15 protein-coding genes are annotated in these 16,795 nt (G+C 52.5%); 9 read left to right on the top strand and 6 right to left on the bottom strand.

Annotation, left to right across the window (positions count from 1 at the left end):
- Positions 1–469: 469 nt before the first annotated feature.
- From LDH66_RS04390 to LDH66_RS04380, 3 genes are all read right to left on the bottom strand, one after another.
- Complete coding sequence (locus LDH66_RS04390; RefSeq protein ID WP_226479852.1) at positions 470–2,017, bottom strand: flippase; 1,548 nt, start codon at positions 2,015–2,017, stop codon at positions 470–472.
- Positions 2,014–3,459 (bottom strand): sulfatase, encoded by a 1,446-nt coding sequence (locus LDH66_RS04385; protein WP_226479851.1) that lies wholly within the window; start codon positions 3,457–3,459, stop codon positions 2,014–2,016. Before LDH66_RS04385 ends, LDH66_RS04390 begins: the two co-directional genes overlap by 4 nt.
- Positions 3,460–4,403: 944 nt before the next feature.
- Positions 4,404–5,603: a sulfatase-like hydrolase/transferase gene (locus tag LDH66_RS04380; RefSeq protein ID WP_226479850.1), complete on the bottom strand. Its 1,200-nt coding sequence runs from the start codon at positions 5,601–5,603 to the stop codon at positions 4,404–4,406.
- Positions 5,604–5,727: 124 nt separating this feature from the next.
- Here LDH66_RS04380 and LDH66_RS04375 point away from each other — a divergent pair, with 124 nt between their 5' ends.
- Entirely contained in the window at positions 5,728–6,873 is a 1,146-nt protein-coding gene (locus tag LDH66_RS04375) for a glycosyltransferase family 4 protein (protein ID WP_226479849.1), read from the top strand.
- A gap of 72 nt (positions 6,874–6,945) precedes the next feature.
- Complete coding sequence (locus LDH66_RS04370; RefSeq protein WP_226479848.1) at positions 6,946–8,322, top strand: sulfatase; 1,377 nt, start codon at positions 6,946–6,948, stop codon at positions 8,320–8,322.
- 190 nt (positions 8,323–8,512) lie between these two features.
- On the opposite strand, the gene LDH66_RS04365 is transcribed toward LDH66_RS04370, so the two are convergent.
- From LDH66_RS04365 to LDH66_RS04350, 3 genes are all read right to left on the bottom strand, one after another.
- Positions 8,513–9,259 carry a glycosyltransferase family 2 protein gene (locus LDH66_RS04365; protein WP_226479847.1) on the bottom strand — a complete coding sequence of 249 codons (747 nt, stop codon included), beginning with the start codon at positions 9,257–9,259 and terminating at the stop codon, positions 8,513–8,515.
- A gap of 955 nt (positions 9,260–10,214) precedes the next feature.
- Positions 10,215–11,147: an NAD-dependent epimerase/dehydratase family protein gene (locus tag LDH66_RS04355; protein WP_226479845.1), complete on the bottom strand. Its 933-nt coding sequence runs from the start codon at positions 11,145–11,147 to the stop codon at positions 10,215–10,217.
- Entirely contained in the window at positions 11,144–12,637 is a 1,494-nt protein-coding gene (locus LDH66_RS04350) for a sugar transferase (RefSeq protein WP_226479844.1), read from the bottom strand. The genes LDH66_RS04355 and LDH66_RS04350 overlap by 4 nt, the downstream gene beginning before the upstream one ends.
- Before the next feature lie 252 nt (positions 12,638–12,889).
- Here LDH66_RS04350 and LDH66_RS23240 point away from each other — a divergent pair, with 252 nt between their 5' ends.
- The 7 genes from LDH66_RS23240 (at position 12,890) to LDH66_RS04325 (ending at position 16,790) form a co-directional block, all read left to right on the top strand.
- Positions 12,890–13,189, top strand: coding sequence for an NAD-dependent epimerase/dehydratase family protein (locus LDH66_RS23240; RefSeq protein WP_425492905.1), 300 nt, complete (start codon positions 12,890–12,892; stop codon positions 13,187–13,189).
- Positions 13,176–13,433 (top strand): GDP-mannose 4,6-dehydratase, encoded by a 258-nt coding sequence (locus LDH66_RS23235; RefSeq protein ID WP_425492886.1) that lies wholly within the window; start codon positions 13,176–13,178, stop codon positions 13,431–13,433. Before LDH66_RS23240 ends, LDH66_RS23235 begins: the two co-directional genes overlap by 14 nt.
- The gene (locus LDH66_RS23230) at positions 13,424–13,834 is read left to right on the top strand and encodes a GDP-mannose 4,6-dehydratase (RefSeq protein WP_425492885.1); all 411 of its coding nucleotides are present in this window, start codon (positions 13,424–13,426) and stop codon (positions 13,832–13,834) included. Before LDH66_RS23235 ends, LDH66_RS23230 begins: the two co-directional genes overlap by 10 nt.
- A gap of 235 nt (positions 13,835–14,069) precedes the next feature.
- The gene (locus tag LDH66_RS23225) at positions 14,070–14,411 is read left to right on the top strand and encodes a VanZ family protein (RefSeq protein WP_226479843.1); all 342 of its coding nucleotides are present in this window, start codon (positions 14,070–14,072) and stop codon (positions 14,409–14,411) included.
- 77 nt (positions 14,412–14,488) lie between these two features.
- Positions 14,489–15,022, top strand: coding sequence for an OB-like fold-containing membrane protein (locus tag LDH66_RS04335; RefSeq protein WP_226479842.1), 534 nt, complete (start codon positions 14,489–14,491; stop codon positions 15,020–15,022).
- Positions 15,015–15,539: a metal-dependent hydrolase gene (locus LDH66_RS04330; RefSeq protein ID WP_226479841.1), complete on the top strand. Its 525-nt coding sequence runs from the start codon at positions 15,015–15,017 to the stop codon at positions 15,537–15,539. Before LDH66_RS04335 ends, LDH66_RS04330 begins: the two co-directional genes overlap by 8 nt.
- Before the next feature lie 129 nt (positions 15,540–15,668).
- Positions 15,669–16,790 carry a DUF4330 family protein gene (locus tag LDH66_RS04325; protein ID WP_226479840.1) on the top strand — a complete coding sequence of 374 codons (1,122 nt, stop codon included), beginning with the start codon at positions 15,669–15,671 and terminating at the stop codon, positions 16,788–16,790.
- Positions 16,791–16,795: the final 5 nt, after the last annotated feature.

Genomic DNA, 16,795 nt, shown 5'->3' with positions numbered 1-16,795 from the left:
TTCGAGCTCTTTTCGTCGGTTTAAGGTTTAGCGCGGATAATATAGTAGAGGAATAAGGGGTTTACTGATTAAGTTACCGAAAATACGTTCTATGGTGTTCCGATTTCCATTCGATATAGTCTGGAATTAGAGCCTTGCTTTGGCCGGTGAAATATTGTATGTCCGACGAGAAGTGAAAGGCATTTATGTTATTTTAGTAAAATAAATATATGGTTTAACATATTTTCATAGTATGGAATAAAATATGCCGTTTTTATCTCATTAGCGAGGTACAGTAGTTATTTCTAATAGGTGATTTGAATCCTAACTCAGTCTATAGCTCTGTAACCGGGGATTTCGTCTCTCTTCGGTTGTATATCATTCTCGTGAACCAGATCATGAACGGCCTTTCACGAGTACGCAAGATTTCACATTTTAACTATATAAGTTGGTTTGTAGTTGTAGATGATAAGGAACACAGAAGGCGGGATTATGGTTTAGAGGCCCACTTGAGTATCCGTACTACAGGCCCGACTGGAAGTCCAAGACTACTAGAGACTGCACGGACCATCTCTAGCTCGCCCTCATTGACGCTCCGAGTGACAATATATACGCTTGCATGTGCAAGGCCGATAGCCATTGCAAACAAAAATAACGTACCCAGTGAGAGTGGCGTGGTTGGAGAAACAAGCACACCAATTCCACTAAAGATAGCTATCGTAATGCCGACTGGTATCACGTAGTTCCATGAGAAGGGGTGTAAACCAGCGACGTGGTACAAATACATTGAAGTGATTACATTCGTAATTGTGTAGGCAACGGCTGACCCTATAGCTGCGCCTTCGATACCGATAAGCGGGACAAGCGCAAAACTCAAAGCAAGATTCATACTAACGGAAGCACTTTGAGACAGTGCGAGAAAGCGCCGTCGTCCGAGCATAATCAATGACTGACCATTCGTCCCAAGTAAGGTATGGGTCATAAATCCGATTGCCAGCAACTGCATAACGGTGGCACCGTTTCGGAACTCTGGGCCGAACACGGCCGAGAGTATGTCGCCAGGGAACAGGATGAATGTCAGGAAGATTGGGAGGGTTAATCCGGTAATCCACTTTGTCATTGTCGTGTAAATCATACTAACGGTCTCCTGATCATTCCGCCCATGAAATTTTGAGGCTATGGGAACGTACATAAAACTGACTGACCCGAGAACCATCGGTATCAACCGTGTAAGAAGGACAGTCGCGCTGTAGAGTCCGACAACAGTGGCAGACCCATGGTACCCTACGACAAAGGTGTCTATCCAGGACCCAATGGAGTTGATGATGTAGACAGCAAGGAGGGGGAACGAGAACCGAACGAGATCGCGACTGATGGTGACCGAGGGCCACGAGGGCTGGTGTTCAAACGTGGTACGAGCATACACCACCGAGGCGGCCACTGCAAGGACATGACTGCCGACCCACGCGATGACGATGGTCTCAAACGGATACTCTAGTACGTTGACCACTGCGACCCCGGCGAGAAATCCGAACTTCGGGACCAATGTCCGGAAGTAGAGCTTCGGTCTCGAGTTCCCCAGCCCACGGGAAACGGCCACGATAAGGTCAAGCAACACGACGACTGGGAGCGCGACGGCGAGCGTCCGTAAGAGCCCCGCCAGCGCCGGCGTGTCGAACATCACGGCAACCTGCGAGGCAAATCGGTAGAGCAGGACGGCGAGAAAGAGCGAGGCAGTACTACTGACGATGAATGCGGCCCCAATAGTCTGTCTTACTTGGTTGGTGGTCCCTTCCCCTCGCTCAACACCAAGTTGTCTGGGGATGGCAGTAACGAACCCCAGCGTCGCGATCGACGCTATGAGCGTTGTAACGAGGATGCTGAGACGGAATAGGCCATACTCTGACTGTGAGAAGAGTCGGACGACCCACACCTCAGTCAACAACCCTGCACCCCGACCGACAATGGTCCCAAAGAGAACAATGATGGCTCCTTCTAGCACGCCTTTCAGCGCGTCGCCGAGGTCCTCACCGCTCATTCGAGGTAGCCGAGCGACCGCAGCATCTCCTTATCTGGACCGCTGTTGGAATCCGCTTGCGACAGAGTGGTGTCCTTGAACGACGGTATTCCCATACGGAGCTGTTCTCGAATCTGCTCCTTGCCCTTAATCGGTTTGGCCCGTCCATTCATGGACAAGAGTTCCTCTGTACCTCTCTCGCCGACCAGAAGTTGATGCGTTGAGGAGAATGACGACTGGAGGCGTTCCCGATATGGATCAACTCTCTCGGTTTCGAACCGTCTATCAAGATATTTTACATGTAGGTCCAGGTACTGACTGACAACTGGTTCCTTAGTAGCCTCATGAGCAAACAGCGATGACCCATCGGCATCGTCAATACCAGCTGCATGCAACAACGTCGGGTACAGTGACCGAAGGCTCACAGGCCGAGTTGTCTCTGAGTGCCCGCGGCCGGGATGGTCGATGATCAGAGGGACGTGAGTGACAGGTTGATACAGGCAATTGTGATCAAGTCGGCCACGTTCACCGAAGGCTTCGCCGTGGTCGCTCGTCACGACGACAATAGTGTTCTCTCGAATGCCAGCGTTGTCCATCTCGTCCAGTAACAGCTCAATCTGGTCATCCAAATAGGCAATCGCCGCGGTATAGAGCGCCTTTGCAGCCCGAATCTCCGCGGCCGTGTGCTCGTCTACCCCGAGGATATGCGCCCAGGGGTCTAAGTCGACATCATCTGGGTCAATATCAATGTCGTCAGGATAATACTGTTCGATGTACGATTTGGGAGCACAGTAGGGCCTGTGTGCCTCCATATAGTTCGCAAATGCGAAGAACGGCCCGTCTGTTCTGTGGAAGAACTGCGTTAGCTCACGGGTGATCTCTGTGCCCCCCGAAAGGGCCCGATTCCTCCGTTCGCGGCTAGACTGACGACGGCTTAGCTGGTACCACAGTAGATTAGTCGCGGTGCGGATCGGGGCGTCGGTGGCAGCGATACGACGCCCGGCTACGGGAAGTTTCCCTAATCCGGTGGCGTCGATATTTCGAGCCAAATCGAGCGCGTCGTTACCACGTTCGAATAGACGGGTCGTCGGCGTCGGGATTAGGTGGCAGAATTCATCGAAGGCATCTGCAAAACTGTTCTTCGAACCGATGAATGGATTCGCGCTCGCGCCGAACGTCTGATAGCCCGCCGCAGCCAACCGTTGAGGGAGCGAGCCGCCGGGATCTAGCGAGGCAGCGGGACCAGTCGCTCCGTGTTCCGACGGTAACTCCCCTGTGAACATCGAGACATGAGAGGGAAGCGTCCATGCTGACGGAGCGATAGCTGTCGTGTATAGGTCACCGTCGGCGGCCAGACGAGAAAGAGTCACATCGGGATTATGTGACGCACCGTAGAGGGAGAGGCTTCGTGCCCTCACGGTGTCTAGAACGACGAAAAGAATATTAGGACGTTCTGATGGCATCGTCCATTAGCATTCACTGTCGGGGTAAGAACGTTATCCTTTGGCGCGATTGGTTACATTTGTGACTCGGGATTATAACGAAAGTAATTTTGTGAGGATTTCTTCTGAACCCCCAAGCGTCAAGTACGTTATAATGCTCTTAACATCGATACATATGTATATCCAAGTGTGAAAGACTCACGGATCTTCGACGGGAAGGTACGGAGGAATTGGAAGCACAGCCCGACTAACCGGGATCGACCGCGGCTGCAAGCCCAGAGAGATGTCGTTCCGCTTCCGACATTTAGGACCACAGAGGGTACTATGACGATCATTGTCCGGCATTAATGTTTACAAGCGCAAAGAATAGGCCACTGTCCTTGACGAGTAAGGCAAAGTCACCGAAGAAGTCCGCGGTGCCGACGTGGGCCTTGATGCCCTCATAGTACGCTGGCAGTAGAACTGTATTGGAAGTGGGAAGCGACTACTTTACGATCTACGATAGACTTCACAAAGTGTTGAATGGGGCTCTCGCTATCTGCACAAGTGGATTAGCTCAAAGATCAGAAACGGAAGAAGGACTGCAAGGATGCTAACAATCTCTGCGGTACCTTCGGTTGGACGAAGTGTCAGAGAGCTATGTCCAACCGGAAGAGGGGCCGCGCTTGCGCATGGTCGGAGCCAAACGGTGTGGTTTGTTCAGTGCTCTTGTGGCGTAGACCAATAACAGGACTTTAGCCGAGAATGTTTCTTATAGTCTTTTTACACCATTCTGAACTGGACATCTATGATACGTCATATGACAAACCATAGGATATCTTTCTACCATCAATATTCTCAAAAGCGGAGCTGGCTGCTCACTTCATGTGCGGCAATATGATCGCAAGACGCTCGAGATCTACGAAGACCTCCAGAAAGATTTCAACATTGATTCTCCCAGCCCCAAATTCACCATCGTATTTGGCTTAGAGATATCCCAAATCACGTAGATGGTCTTCAGCATCTCCAGTCAGGTCAACTGAAGTCGAAGCCACTTTCCGCTCCTTAACTTTTCGAAGGTGATCCAGCGCTTGATCACGTTCAAAGCCGGGCTGCCCAAAGCACATCTCATCTGCCCAGTATGACTTGGTGGCCCGGTTGATATTCCGATGGAGGTAGGAACGTTTCGAACTTTTCACAGTCTTACCAAAGAGAATAGCGAGCCTATTGCTCCGTCCGCCCTTGGCAAATGTGTATCCTCCGCTGGCATCCCACGCGCCCTCATAGTGGAGATTCCCATCGAAGAATGGAATGTTATCTGGAAGAAATGAACTCTCGTAGAAAGTTAGTCCTGGATCATCAGATAGGCCGTCAGTTACGGCCTGTCCATCCAGTTCACTATTGAGTGAAGTTGATAGTACTGACATGATGGTTGGCAGTAAGTCTACATGTCGGAAGTGTTGGTCAGCCACCTTTCCGATTCCGATATCGGGGTGAACGAATACAGTTGGGACAGAGACCAGTTCAGGCCGCATCGGTGCGTTGTGACCTAACCCACCATCCTCTCCCAGTAGTTCGCCATGGTCGGATGTATAGATTACCAACGTATCTTCAGTTAGTCCTGCATCTGCAAGGTCATCTAGTCTCTGCTGGAAGGCAGTAGCGTCTGCTTCAACTGCCTGTCTGTACTCCGAACGGATACACTCTATTGGTGCTCCGCCTCGGGCGCGGAAATACTCCCAGGCAGTACCATCAAAGTCTCCATACGGAGCATGACCGCCTGGGCCGCGTTCCATCACTACGAACGGCGACGAGATGTTTTCGAACGGGGTAGTTACGTCAGGCGGTTGTTCTCGAAGCACTGAATGAATTGGATCGACGTCATGAGATTGTTCACGAACGGAGTTCAGGAACCGTGTCTCGTAGTCCTTCAAATCGAATATAGTTGGCACGTCGGGATTTACCTGATTCGAGAACGAGAACACCCCGTGGTTCGGCGGATAGCGCCCAGTCGCTAGTGAGGCGAACGAGGGTGGGCTATGAATAGAGGACGCGACTGTCTTTACGACAGTTCCTGCCGACGCGACTTCGTCTGGGAGATAGTCCCATCGAACAGCATCTCCAACGTATATAAATACATTTTTGATATCAAGAGATTGTAATTCGTCGCATAGGCTATCGATCATGCCCTGAGATTATAACGTCCGAACTTTACATTATCTATCTCGCCTTTGGTCCCACCCCATTGAGTTTCCTATCCTCCTATGCCGAAGGAATCATATAGTATGCTTCAGAAGCATCTACTGATAGATGAAGGTTCTTTATTACGGTTCTACTACCCAAATACATAGTGGTGCATCCCAATGGATGTATAGGCTAGCTGACAGAGTTCGTGACCGAGGTTGGGAGTCTATCGCAGTCCTTCCCAACAACGATGGAATCGCGTCATGGTACCAAGACGCAGAAATAGACCTTCGATTCCATCGGACCGAACCACTCCGCGCTCAGCGGTCTTTTGCCGGACATCTCTTGTACATTTGGTCTACCCTTTTGTCGGTAGTTTCACTCACGCTTCTCCTTCGACGTGAGAACGTAGATATTATCCACGTCAACGAAATTCGTTACCCGTTCGGTCTCCTCGCGGGTAAACTCGGAGGTGCGGATACAGTTTGTCATGTCCGGGCCTGCCTACAATCAAAAGTAGTCCGAGTGCTCCTCTCTTGGTTCGTCGTGCTGTTCGCCGATGAAATCGTTTGTGTCTCTGAACGGACTCGAGAAGTGATGTTCAAGGAAGTCGGTATCGAAAGCGAGAAAGTCAATGTCGTTTACGATGGCCTTCCGTCGCCGGAGAGGTTTGACGGCCGAACTGATGGAACTACATTTCGGAAGGATATTGGAATAAACAACTCGTCGTTCCTAGCGTTGCAGGTCTCGAAACTGACTCGAAACAAGGGACAGGACCGGATGCTAGATGTAGCTGATATCATGAGTGATGATGTCGATATGGAGATCGCAATTGTCGGCGGAAGCGTGGAAGGCTACGAAGACTACGAAAAGGAGCTTCGAAAGCGGACTGAAAAACATTCAAATGTCCATATGACCGGCTTCTATCCTGACATAGTTTCTGCTATCACTGCCGCTGACGTCCTCGTCCACATACCTCGCCACGACGACCCCTTCCCAGGCGTCGTCTTAGAAGGAATGGTTGCTGGGAAACCAATCGTAGGTTCCAGAAGCGGCGGAATTCCAGAACAGATTGTTGATGGAGAAACTGGCTATCTCATCCCAAAGACTGGCAGTGCAGATACTATTACTAACCGACTCCACACACTGGTCGAAGATGAGGAGCGACGTCGACAAATGGGCGAACAAGCGGCTCAACGGGCGTTCTCTGAGTTTCCAGTTGAAACCCACTTAAAAGAAATCACATCAACCTACGATCGAGCCATAGTATAGTCTGACCAGCAAATCATAAGCTTCTCTTTCCTACTCTCACAATCATATTACTATAGAGATCACGGATCAAAAATGGCAAAAGGAAATAATATACTACTCGTAACGATAGACTCCCTTCGAGCCGACGCCATCTACGAGTCCGACTACGACACACCCACGTACAATACTCTTGCTGAGAGTGGAACCGTTTACGAGCGCGCCTTCTCACAGGGGCCCTTCACGACGTTCTCAATGCCCTCACTATTCACGTCTAAATATCCGAGCGGCCTCCAGTATGTTGAATTCTCTGATAAGACGGTCGGCGTCTACATTAACGACGAACCAACGATTCCAGAAGTCCTCCGCAAGCAGGGTTACCAGACGGCAGGGTTCCATTCTAACCCGCTGCTCTCAAACTTATTCGGTTTCGATAAGGGCTTCGACGAGTTTGATGCCCGGCTTCCGCTCTCGGGGCTCGACCGCTTCTCGGGTCGAGCCAAGATACTCACAGACAAACTACTCCGAGTGTTCCGAAAACATGCCTATCTCCCGGCAGAGAAACTCAACCAGCGCGCGGTCGAGTGGCTTGATGGTCGTGACGATGACCGACCATTCTTCCTCTGGTTACACTATATGGACGTTCACGGGCCATATCAAGCTAAGTCTGGGAATGCCTATCTGAATAAGTACCAGGGGGAACACCTCTGGCGCAAAGCTCTGAAGCGCCCTGACGAAGTGACCGAGTCTGAGCATGAGCAACTCAAAAAACTGTACCGTATTGAAGTAGAGTACACTGACCAGTGTCTCGGCGACCTCTTCAATGCGCTCCGCGCACGGAGCCTCTTTGAGGAAACCCTAACCGTCGTGACAGCCGACCACGGCGAGCAGTTCTACGAGCACGGTCGCTACTCCCACCCTCACCAACTCTACGACGAACTGACTCACGTTCCCCTTATCCTCCGTGATCCGGGTCGCAGAAGCACTCCTTGTGACAGGGTGACAGAACTCGTAGACGTGGCACCTACTCTCGTTGAGCATGCAGGAGGTGATGTTCCGGCGTCGTTCTCTGGGCGGTCGCTGTTCGCGGATACATCTTACGCGGCAAATAAGACTGATATGCCGACGCCGACGGATGACGAAACTTTGCCCGAGTTCCGGTCGGAACCGGCTGCGTTCAGCGAGGCTGACCTCACCCCCGCGTACAACGGGAGCGTTCGTACCAACCGGTGGCGGTATATCCGAAATGAGACTACCGACGAGGAACTACTGTTTGACCATGAGAGAAATTCTGACGAACAGCGGGATGTTCTTAGTGACCATCCGGCGGTTGTTGACTGTCTCCGTGACCGGCTAACGGCTCACACCGACGCGGAGGGCCGGTCGGTCGGTCCCGACCGGGATGTGACTCGAAGGGATATCGAGGACGGAGAGGTACAGGACCGACTGGAGGATCTAGGCTATCTCGGCTAAACACCCCTTTCGACGGTTCAAATTTTGGCCATGTCGCAAAACGATCTAGAGTTGAGATAGATGCTTACTGCTGGTACTGTGGTGTTTTCATGACACAATCTGGAAAACACACATAGGTGCACGCTATATTACTCATATTTGAGTGTATCCTTTCCTGTACTTCTGCGTTAAACATGATGATAGAGATGATCTATGCCAGAAGACCGTACTGGAAAATCTTCCGTAGTGGTTTCACTATTGGAACATGTAGACCACCACGGAGGCCGTGTTTCTTCCAGGCTTTATAGACTTCTGAATTTGCTTGAAAGATATTATTAGCCGATGTATTGCTTACTCCGCCAGTTGCCATCCTGACTAAGGTATCATCAAGATACACTGCTGAAACACCTTCTTTCAATAAAATACGTAAAAGGAACTCGTAGTCGGCAGCGATTCCAAAGTCACAATCAAATGTCCCGTATTGTTCGTATACGTCTCGGCGTACAAAAACAGTCGGATGAGGAGGCATCCAGCCAAAATGAAAGCGTCTCGGATGGTATTCCCCACTCTCCCAGTATCTAACGACTGTATCATCGTCATCAACGTACACTAAATCACCATAACAGAGTTCGACCTCGCTACTCTGGAATGTTTCCAGTACGCTATGCAAAACATTTGGTCCATTGTATCGATCATCAGCATTCAGAATTCCGATTACATCGCCAGTAGCGTGATTGATCCCCTTATTCATCGCATCATAGATGCCTTCATCTGGTTCACTGATAAGGATATCAATCCAATCGCTGTTTTCCTGCAAAATAGCGGTCGTCTCGTCAGTTGAGTTACCGTCAACTACGATAGTTTCGAGATTCGAAACACTGTTTTGGGATCGAATTGACTCTAGTGTATCCCTGATCCTGGGTTCGTTATATACTGGAGTGATAATGCTTATTCTCATTGATTTATCCCATTTCGCTGCTTGCCATATCACTCAATCGCTTTCTGTAGGCTCCTCTCAAAGTCTATTATTTATCAACTATATTATCATCACTCTAATATACACAAATAATAATTAATACTATATATTAAATTTAAAATTTATTTTTATCAATATTTAGGTTTACTTTTGGGTATTATATGGGTCTTCCCACACTTGTCGGATTACGATCATCATGTCAACCTAGAAGGATTGCCGGCGGATGTACTCAAGTTGTGGCGCAACTTCGCGTTCGAATCAGCACTCTTCGGATTGTTAATCTGGACAGCCCTGTCTCTGTTAATCCAGTTTTTACGGAATATCACTTGCCCACGCCGGCATATTTTGCTTGGGTAGCATCTCCTTCACTGTCCAAAGAGCACAAAGGCAGACAATGCTTATATCGCCTACGAAGATCAATCGCTCCTACAGCATTTCGTTCAGAGTCGTCTTCTACAGCAACAACCCGCGTAAGCCAATCGTTCTCTTTGTATTCAATCGACATCACTGACTCGCCTTCATAGTCTATTAGCACAAAAATTATAAACGAAAATGTTTTCCGAAGCCAACCGTTCGAACTTGACTGTAGAATATCGGCTCCAAATTGTCCAATTTGATCACAATGACAATTACTAGTATCAGCGGTGTGAACGCTAGTCGTGAATACGACATCGAAAAATCGCTTAAACAGATAATCTAGCGACTCTTAGGGCTCGCGGTTCATTCGCAAATTCCCAACAGTACATCAGCTACCAGCACACGTCGGCCTACTTCCAATAAACCTATCGCGTTCACGGTGTGCTTGTAATCCGTGCTCAGCATTTTGAAAAACTCTGTAATCGGCATTTTACGACACGAGCAATATGATATCAATTTTCTTATTATTAATTATATTATTGTGTGTAAGAAACCACAAATATAAGATCCCTATGGAATATTAGTTCTCTACTATGACGTCATCTAAGCCCTCATAGAGCGAAACAGATGGTTGAAAATCAAGCGTCAATTTAATCTGTGTGATATTGGCTCGACTACGGCCGATATCTTCTGAACGAGCATCCACATGGACGATTTCCGAGTCTGAATCAGCGACTGTATGAATGGTTTCCGCTAGTTTAAGAATCGATACACTTTCACCAGTTCCGACGTTGAACACTCCAGAGGCTTCAGACTTTGCAGCCAGCAGGTTTGCCTGTACGACATCACGAATGTGAACGAAATCTCGGGTCTGTGATCCGTCACCTTCGACTGTGATAGGGTTCCCATTTGCCGCTTGCTTGACAAAAGCACTGATAACGGCGCTGTAATCGCTGCTCATCTGCCCTGGACCATAGACGTTAAAGTACCGAAGCACGATGGCCTCAAGGTTGTACAGATCCATATACAGTTGAATATACTGCTCGGCAGCGAGCTTCGAGAGGCCATATGGTGACGTGGGATTCGTCGGATGGTCCTCGGAGATCGGCATCGATTCCGGCTGCCCGTATACAGCAGCACTCGAGGCGAACACTATACGCGCCGATTCCCGCCGCGCGTGTTCGAGTACCTTCACCGTTGCAGTGACGTTGATATCGTGGGTTAACTCAGGATACTCTACTGACTCTTCGACGCTGACTAACGCCGCCTGATGAAAAATGATGTCGACGCTCTCAGTCGCCCGCTCGAGATCGTCATCGTTCCTGATATCGCCCTCGATCAACGTGGCTCCCTCAGGGACGTTCGATCGAGAGCCGCTCGAGAGGTTATCGAGGATTCGAACGTCGTTATCGGAAATAAGCGTGTCAGCGATATTGCTCCCGATAAATCCAGCCCCACCAGTCACGAGAATCCGTTTCCCGGAAATCGATGGGGGATCGTCAGTAGAACTCATTCGTCCGAAGCGAAGTCCCTAACATCGGATAACACTTTCCAGATCTGTCGGATCACGATCGTGACGTCGAACCAGAACGACTGACTGCGGACGTACTCGAGATCATACCGGAGCTTCTTCGCGGATTCATGTCCGGTAACGTCGTTGATCTGAGCAAGTCCCGTCAGCCCCGGTTTGATGAACCAGCGTTTGCTCCAGTCGATGCCATCGTTCTGAATCTCGGTATCAAGTTCCGGTCGCTCGGGTCGCGGACCGACGACGCTCATATCGCCGTTGAGGATTGACCAGAGTTGGGGGATTTCGTCCAGATGCGTCTTCCGCAGGACGCGACCGACACGTGTCACACGGGGGTCTACATCCCCCGCGTCTTCCTCGCTGATCTTGGCACCCGTCTCGGACTCCGCGTTCTCGATCATGCTCCGGAACTTATACACAGGGAACGATTCGCCGAAGACCGCAGTCCGGTCCTGCTGGTATAAGATAGAGCCCCCGTCCTCGAGTTTGATTGCTACTGAAACCGCGGCGATAACAGGTGCGAGTACCATGAGCGCAGCCACCGCAAACACGATGTCGAAGACCCGCTTGAACAGGTGATCCAGCGGATCCCAGGGCTCAAGGTCCACGTCCACGAGCTTCCCGATGTCGCCCTCGGAGACCAGCACACTGTCAGCGTACTCCCGGTGGACCTTCGCGTTCACGCCGTGTTCGTGACAGGCGTCCAGCGCTCCAAAGAACTCTGCGCGATCGGCCTGTTGAAACGCTAGAACGACGGTGTCGATGTCGTACTCGACGAGAACGTCCTCGAGTCGTGAGAGACCGCCGAGGCGAGATAATGCAGTGAGAGAGTCAGATGGATTTGTCCCATCCTCAAGTTCGGCGATTCCATCATGTTGGAGTTCGACACCGCCGTCGGCGATCGCTTCGTCGTCTGTATCCGATATGCTCCGCAATTCATTTCGAACGTCGGTGATCGTCGGACAGAGGTAGCCGATCATGGGGGCATCGATAGCTGGGATAACACGCTCGATCTGGTTCGGATCGTCTCCGACGACTAGCGTACGCCCGTCAGTGTCGGTAGGTCGGCCTCGAATCAGGAGGAACCAGCTGGGAAGGGTGATTGCAAGGAATCCGACGATCATCACGAGGGTTGCTCGCGGCAGGCGATGTGACCACTGAAAGTAGCCGAGCGTCGCCAGCGCGAGTCCGCCGACGAGAACGCGCTTCTGGACGAGGAAGACTGTATCGAGAATGCGTCGGGGCCGAGGCTTGTATAGCGGCCAACTCGAACCCGCGATCATGAGGACGCTCAGCACCAGCGCCCACCGGAGCGACGATCCGCTGAGGACGGTCGGATTCAACCGATTAAACACGGGAACAGCCGTCGTGAACGTAGACTGAGAAAACGAGTGATTGGCAGCGAGTACAGCGGTGACGATGAGACAGGCCGTCCCCGTCGCGCTCGCAACTCGATACCGCCACCCAGTTAGCATCGAATAAGGGGAGGGAACTACACTCCCATATATGCTTTGAAACAACTAGTGTGCTGATATACTATCATATACCGCTTATGGCCGAGCTGTCTCGGTTAGACTCTACCTCCAATTCAAAAGGGATCCTGAACGTGTAAATAAAGTCGAAAACAGGTATTTTACTGAAGATGCGCATCGCTTTTGTAGTGACCCTGATTTCGAGTAGCCAATGAAGGTTCTCGTCACCGGCAGTGGCGGTTTTATCGCGGCCACATCGCGGAGGCTGTTGCACGACGCGGACACGACGTTACGGTACTCGATAACTTCGAGCCGTATTATGATCTCGGAATCAAAGACCGAAACGTCGACGCCGGCCGAACAGCGGCAGCGGAATCCGGTGCAACCTACAAACTCGTCGAGGGATCAATTACTGACGCCGAATTAGTTACCGACCTCGTTGCGGACACCGATATCGTCTATCATCAGGCAGCTCAGGCGGGGGATTCGAACGAGCGTCGAACAGCCGTAAAAAGTCAACGAGTACAACGTCGACGGAACGATGAATCTCCTTGAGGCCGCACGAGCAACCGAGCTCGAGCGGTTCGTCCTCGCCTCGTCCTCGTCCGTGTACGGTAAGCCGGAGTATCTGCCCTACGACGAGGCACATCCGACGAATCCTGTCTCACCCTACGGCGTGTCGAAACTCGCGAGCGAGCAGTACGCGCGCGCGTTTACAACGAAATCTACGGCCTTCCGACTGTCGCATTGCGCTACTTCACCGTCTACGGTCCGCGGATGCGCCCGAACATGGCGATGACCAACTTCGTCTCGCGGTGTCTCCACGGCGAACCGCCCGTGATCTATGGCGACGGAACGCAGACACGCGATTTCACCTATATCGGTGATCTCGTTCGAGTCAACGAACAACTTCTCGAGGACGACAGCGCCGACGGTGAGATCTGTAACGTCGGGTCGACGGACAACATCGATATTCTCACGCTCGCAGAAGTTGTCCGCGATGAAATCAATCCGACCCTCGAAATTGAGTTCGACGAGGCCCGCGAGGGCGACGCCGAACACACTCACGCCGACATCTCGAAGGCAAACGAGATCATCGGCTACGAATCCACTGTCGACATTCGACAAGGGGTTTCGAAGTTCATCGATTGGTACCGCGATAATCAGAAGTGGTACGATCCGCTCGTCCGTTCGTCCTGATCGCGGCGGAGTGAAATCGGGAGCGGTCGAGAACTACTCACAGTTCCTTGAGTAACCGATACCTGTCTGGATACCAGCGACTGCCATACTATCCTGAACGACAGCCAACGCACTGCCGGTGTTACTACGTTTCCGGTCGCCTCTCCGATGGACTCCGGCCGCTGTCGTCGCTGGCCTCATCTGCTACTGGTCGATCGTCGCGACGCCACCATCGATCGCACTGCCGCTCGAGGCGATGGTAACCGAAGCCGGAGTCATACGAGCAGCAGTCATAAGCGACCCCGGGTTCGCCTGGCTCGACATTCGTCACGGAATCGCTTACGGGGGACTTGCTCTTAGTCTCAAGTATGCTCTCAGAGACCATGAGATGGCTATCGTCCAAACGGCCCTGTTGGTATTCTGCATCACAGTCGGCTACGGAGCAGTGATGGAGATCGATCAAGTGTTCCGTCCCGACCGCATCGCCACGTTGGCCGACGCTGCGAGCAACGCTGTCGGAGCCGGCGTCGCACTCGCACTGTCCGGTTTCCGACGTCAGTCCAGCTCCCTCCCCGCTTCCTCGAGTGACGAGTTCTGATCTCCAACACAGACTAGGAACCGAGTCTCGCTAGGGGACCGATACGATCAAAAAGCCGCCGTGTGAGGAGAGCCTGAATGCGTCCCGGTAGCAGGCTCATCATCGTTGCCGCGTTGCTCGTCGTTCTCGGCGGGCTCTGTGTCCACTACGATGCGGCCTACGATGAGAACTGGCCACATCCGACTGGCGATCAGATTCAGGAACAGGGACTCGAGCCGTTCGTTGGCGACCGCCTGCTCCTGTTCGGTGAGGTTCGAACCGTTGATAGCGATGCGAAGACGGCCACCATTCATGTGATGGATGACAGCGATGAGGTTGCGGCCGAACTCGAGGTCCGTGGCGTCGATAGTGATGTGAAACCGGGGGGTGTTATGCAGGTATACGGTACCCTCGAGTCCGAAACAGTACTACGGGCGGACCGAACAGTAGTCGTGAATCGGGGTCCAGACGCGACCGCGTACAAACTCGGTGCGTCGGTCGTCGGTCTCCTCCTCGCGATCGGATACTTCCTCCGACAGTGGCGGGTCAACCTCCGCGAGTTTGCCTTCGAGCCGAGAGCCGTCGAGAACGCCGAACCCGAAACTCAAATCGAGGGGAGCGATCGTGGCTGATCTCCTCACACACGTCCTGCTCGCATACGTCGCCTGTACGGTTGCGGGATGGTACCGACCGATACCGAGTCACTGGACGGCTGTAATGATAATCGGGTCGATTCTCCCGGATCTCAACCGTGTAACACTCATCGTGTCCGAAGGAGCACTCGAGGCGATCGTCGGCGTTTCGCTCGAGTTCGATGCGATATCGACGCTCGGCGGCGCGATCGTCCTTTCCGGGGTCGGCGCGATGGTCGTTGCCGATCGAAATCAGCAGGTGTTCGCTGCCTTGTTTGCAGGCACGCTCTCACATCTCCTCATTGATGGAGTCAAAGCTTACGCCGACGGTGACGCCGGTATGTGGCTCTACCCAGTTACGTGGGCGCGTCATCCGACGCCGAGTCTGTACGTCTCGTCGGATCCCGTCGTTCTCATCTCTGTCGGACTCATTGCAGGAATCGTCGCTGGCATCGATCGGTACGTGATACGATCCGGCGAGCACGGGAGTGACGCTCGGCCGAAAGAAGAATCGTAGCCGCTGCCTCAAGGAATTCTCTCAGTAGCCAATCCCGAGCACCGTCTCCGGAAGTGACGAGAGCAGGAACATAACAATAACTATAGTCCCGGCCCCGACTCTCTGGTTTATGAACTTCCGGAGTGAGTTATGCCGCTGATCGACGACGAGGGCAATCTCTTCGGCGTCGTCAACGTCATCGACGCTCTCGCAGTTGTCCTCCTGCTTGCCGTCCTCGTCGCAGGGATCGCGTTCGTCGGGGTGCTTGGCAACGGCGAACCCGAAACCAGATACGCCACTGTCGACCTCGGCGGGCAGCCCGACTACGTCGCCGATCGCGTCAGCGAAGGCGATACCGTCAGGGTCGACGGCTCTTCGCACAATCTCACGGTGACCGACGTCTATGTCACACCCGCAATGGACGGCGGAGGCGGAAACCAATCACAGGTGACGGTCCGTGCGGAAATAAACGGCCAGACCGTCGAGATTGAAGATAGAGACGAACCGGTCTTCGAATACGCTGGCGAACGTCTTCGCCTCGGGACGGAACTCGCGATCGAGACCGACGACTACACCGCAACCGGTCGTCTGACTAGCCTTGAGCCCGACGGATCGTCCCTCGCGGTCGACGAGACGCCGGTCTTGATCGAGTCGACGATCTCGGAGCGGACGGCGGACGAAATCAGCGAAAACGATACCGTCACGCTCGGCCCGTATACCACGGCGACGATAACGAACGTCCAGTTGTACCCGATCGGTGGCGATCAGTATCGGGCGCTCGTCGGGACCGAACTCAACACTCACCAGCAAGGATCGATGCCGACCTACGGTGGCCAGACAGTCACCGTCGGGAGCCAGATCAGCTTGAGCCCTGACGGCTACGATCTCAACGGCGAAGTCGTCCGACGAGGGTCCGATCAAGAAATCGGCAATTCGACGACGGTCAACGCCGAGGTCAAAGTCGAGAATATCCGCCCCGAGGTCGCGGACGAGTTCAGCGCGGGCATGACCGAGACCGTCCGTGGTGAGACGTTGGTGACGGTCCAGTCAGTCGACACTGAGGCGGCAGATACCGTCCTTGAAAGCGAAAGCGGGGAGATCTTCCTCCGCGAGCATCCGAAGAACGAGGATGTCACGCTTTCCGTCGAGTTGCAAACACGACAGACTGACACCGGTGTGCGCTTCCACGGTGACTCACTCCGGACCGGTGATAGCGTGGTCCTCGACTTCGGGACGACGACCGTCAGCGGAACGGTCACACAGATGGAGTAACAGCG

Origin of the sequence: Natrinema amylolyticum, from assembly GCF_020515625.1 — an archaeon.
Taxonomy (GTDB): Archaea; Halobacteriota; Halobacteria; order Halobacteriales; family Natrialbaceae; genus Natrinema; species Natrinema amylolyticum.
Note: the sequence above shows the minus strand (reverse complement) of the source record. Positions and strands in the feature narration are given on the sequence as shown.

What these genes read in the sequence shown, in the direction of transcription:
- LDH66_RS04390 (WP_226479852.1), bottom strand. Translation starts at nt 2,017, where the DNA reads ATGAGCGGTGAGGACCTCGGCGACGCGCTGAAAGGCGTGCTAGAAGGA.
- LDH66_RS04385 (WP_226479851.1), bottom strand. Translation starts at nt 3,459, where the DNA reads ATGCCATCAGAACGTCCTAATATTCTTTTCGTCGTTCTAGACACCGTG.
- LDH66_RS04380 (WP_226479850.1), bottom strand. Translation starts at nt 5,603, where the DNA reads ATGATCGATAGCCTATGCGACGAATTACAATCTCTTGATATCAAAAAT.
- LDH66_RS04375 (WP_226479849.1), top strand. Translation starts at nt 5,728, where the DNA reads ATGAAGGTTCTTTATTACGGTTCTACTACCCAAATACATAGTGGTGCA.
- LDH66_RS04370 (WP_226479848.1), top strand. Translation starts at nt 6,946, where the DNA reads ATGGCAAAAGGAAATAATATACTACTCGTAACGATAGACTCCCTTCGA.
- LDH66_RS04365 (WP_226479847.1), bottom strand. Translation starts at nt 9,259, where the DNA reads ATGAGAATAAGCATTATCACTCCAGTATATAACGAACCCAGGATCAGG.
- LDH66_RS04355 (WP_226479845.1), bottom strand. Translation starts at nt 11,147, where the DNA reads ATGAGTTCTACTGACGATCCCCCATCGATTTCCGGGAAACGGATTCTC.
- LDH66_RS04350 (WP_226479844.1), bottom strand. Translation starts at nt 12,637, where the DNA reads ATGCTAACTGGGTGGCGGTATCGAGTTGCGAGCGCGACGGGGACGGCC.
- LDH66_RS23235 (WP_425492886.1), top strand. Translation starts at nt 13,176, where the DNA reads ATGAATCTCCTTGAGGCCGCACGAGCAACCGAGCTCGAGCGGTTCGTC.
- LDH66_RS23230 (WP_425492885.1), top strand. Translation starts at nt 13,424, where the DNA reads ATGGCGATGACCAACTTCGTCTCGCGGTGTCTCCACGGCGAACCGCCC.
- LDH66_RS23225 (WP_226479843.1), top strand. Translation starts at nt 14,070, where the DNA reads ATGGTAACCGAAGCCGGAGTCATACGAGCAGCAGTCATAAGCGACCCC.
- LDH66_RS04335 (WP_226479842.1), top strand. Translation starts at nt 14,489, where the DNA reads ATGCGTCCCGGTAGCAGGCTCATCATCGTTGCCGCGTTGCTCGTCGTT.
- LDH66_RS04325 (WP_226479840.1), top strand. Translation starts at nt 15,669, where the DNA reads ATGCCGCTGATCGACGACGAGGGCAATCTCTTCGGCGTCGTCAACGTC.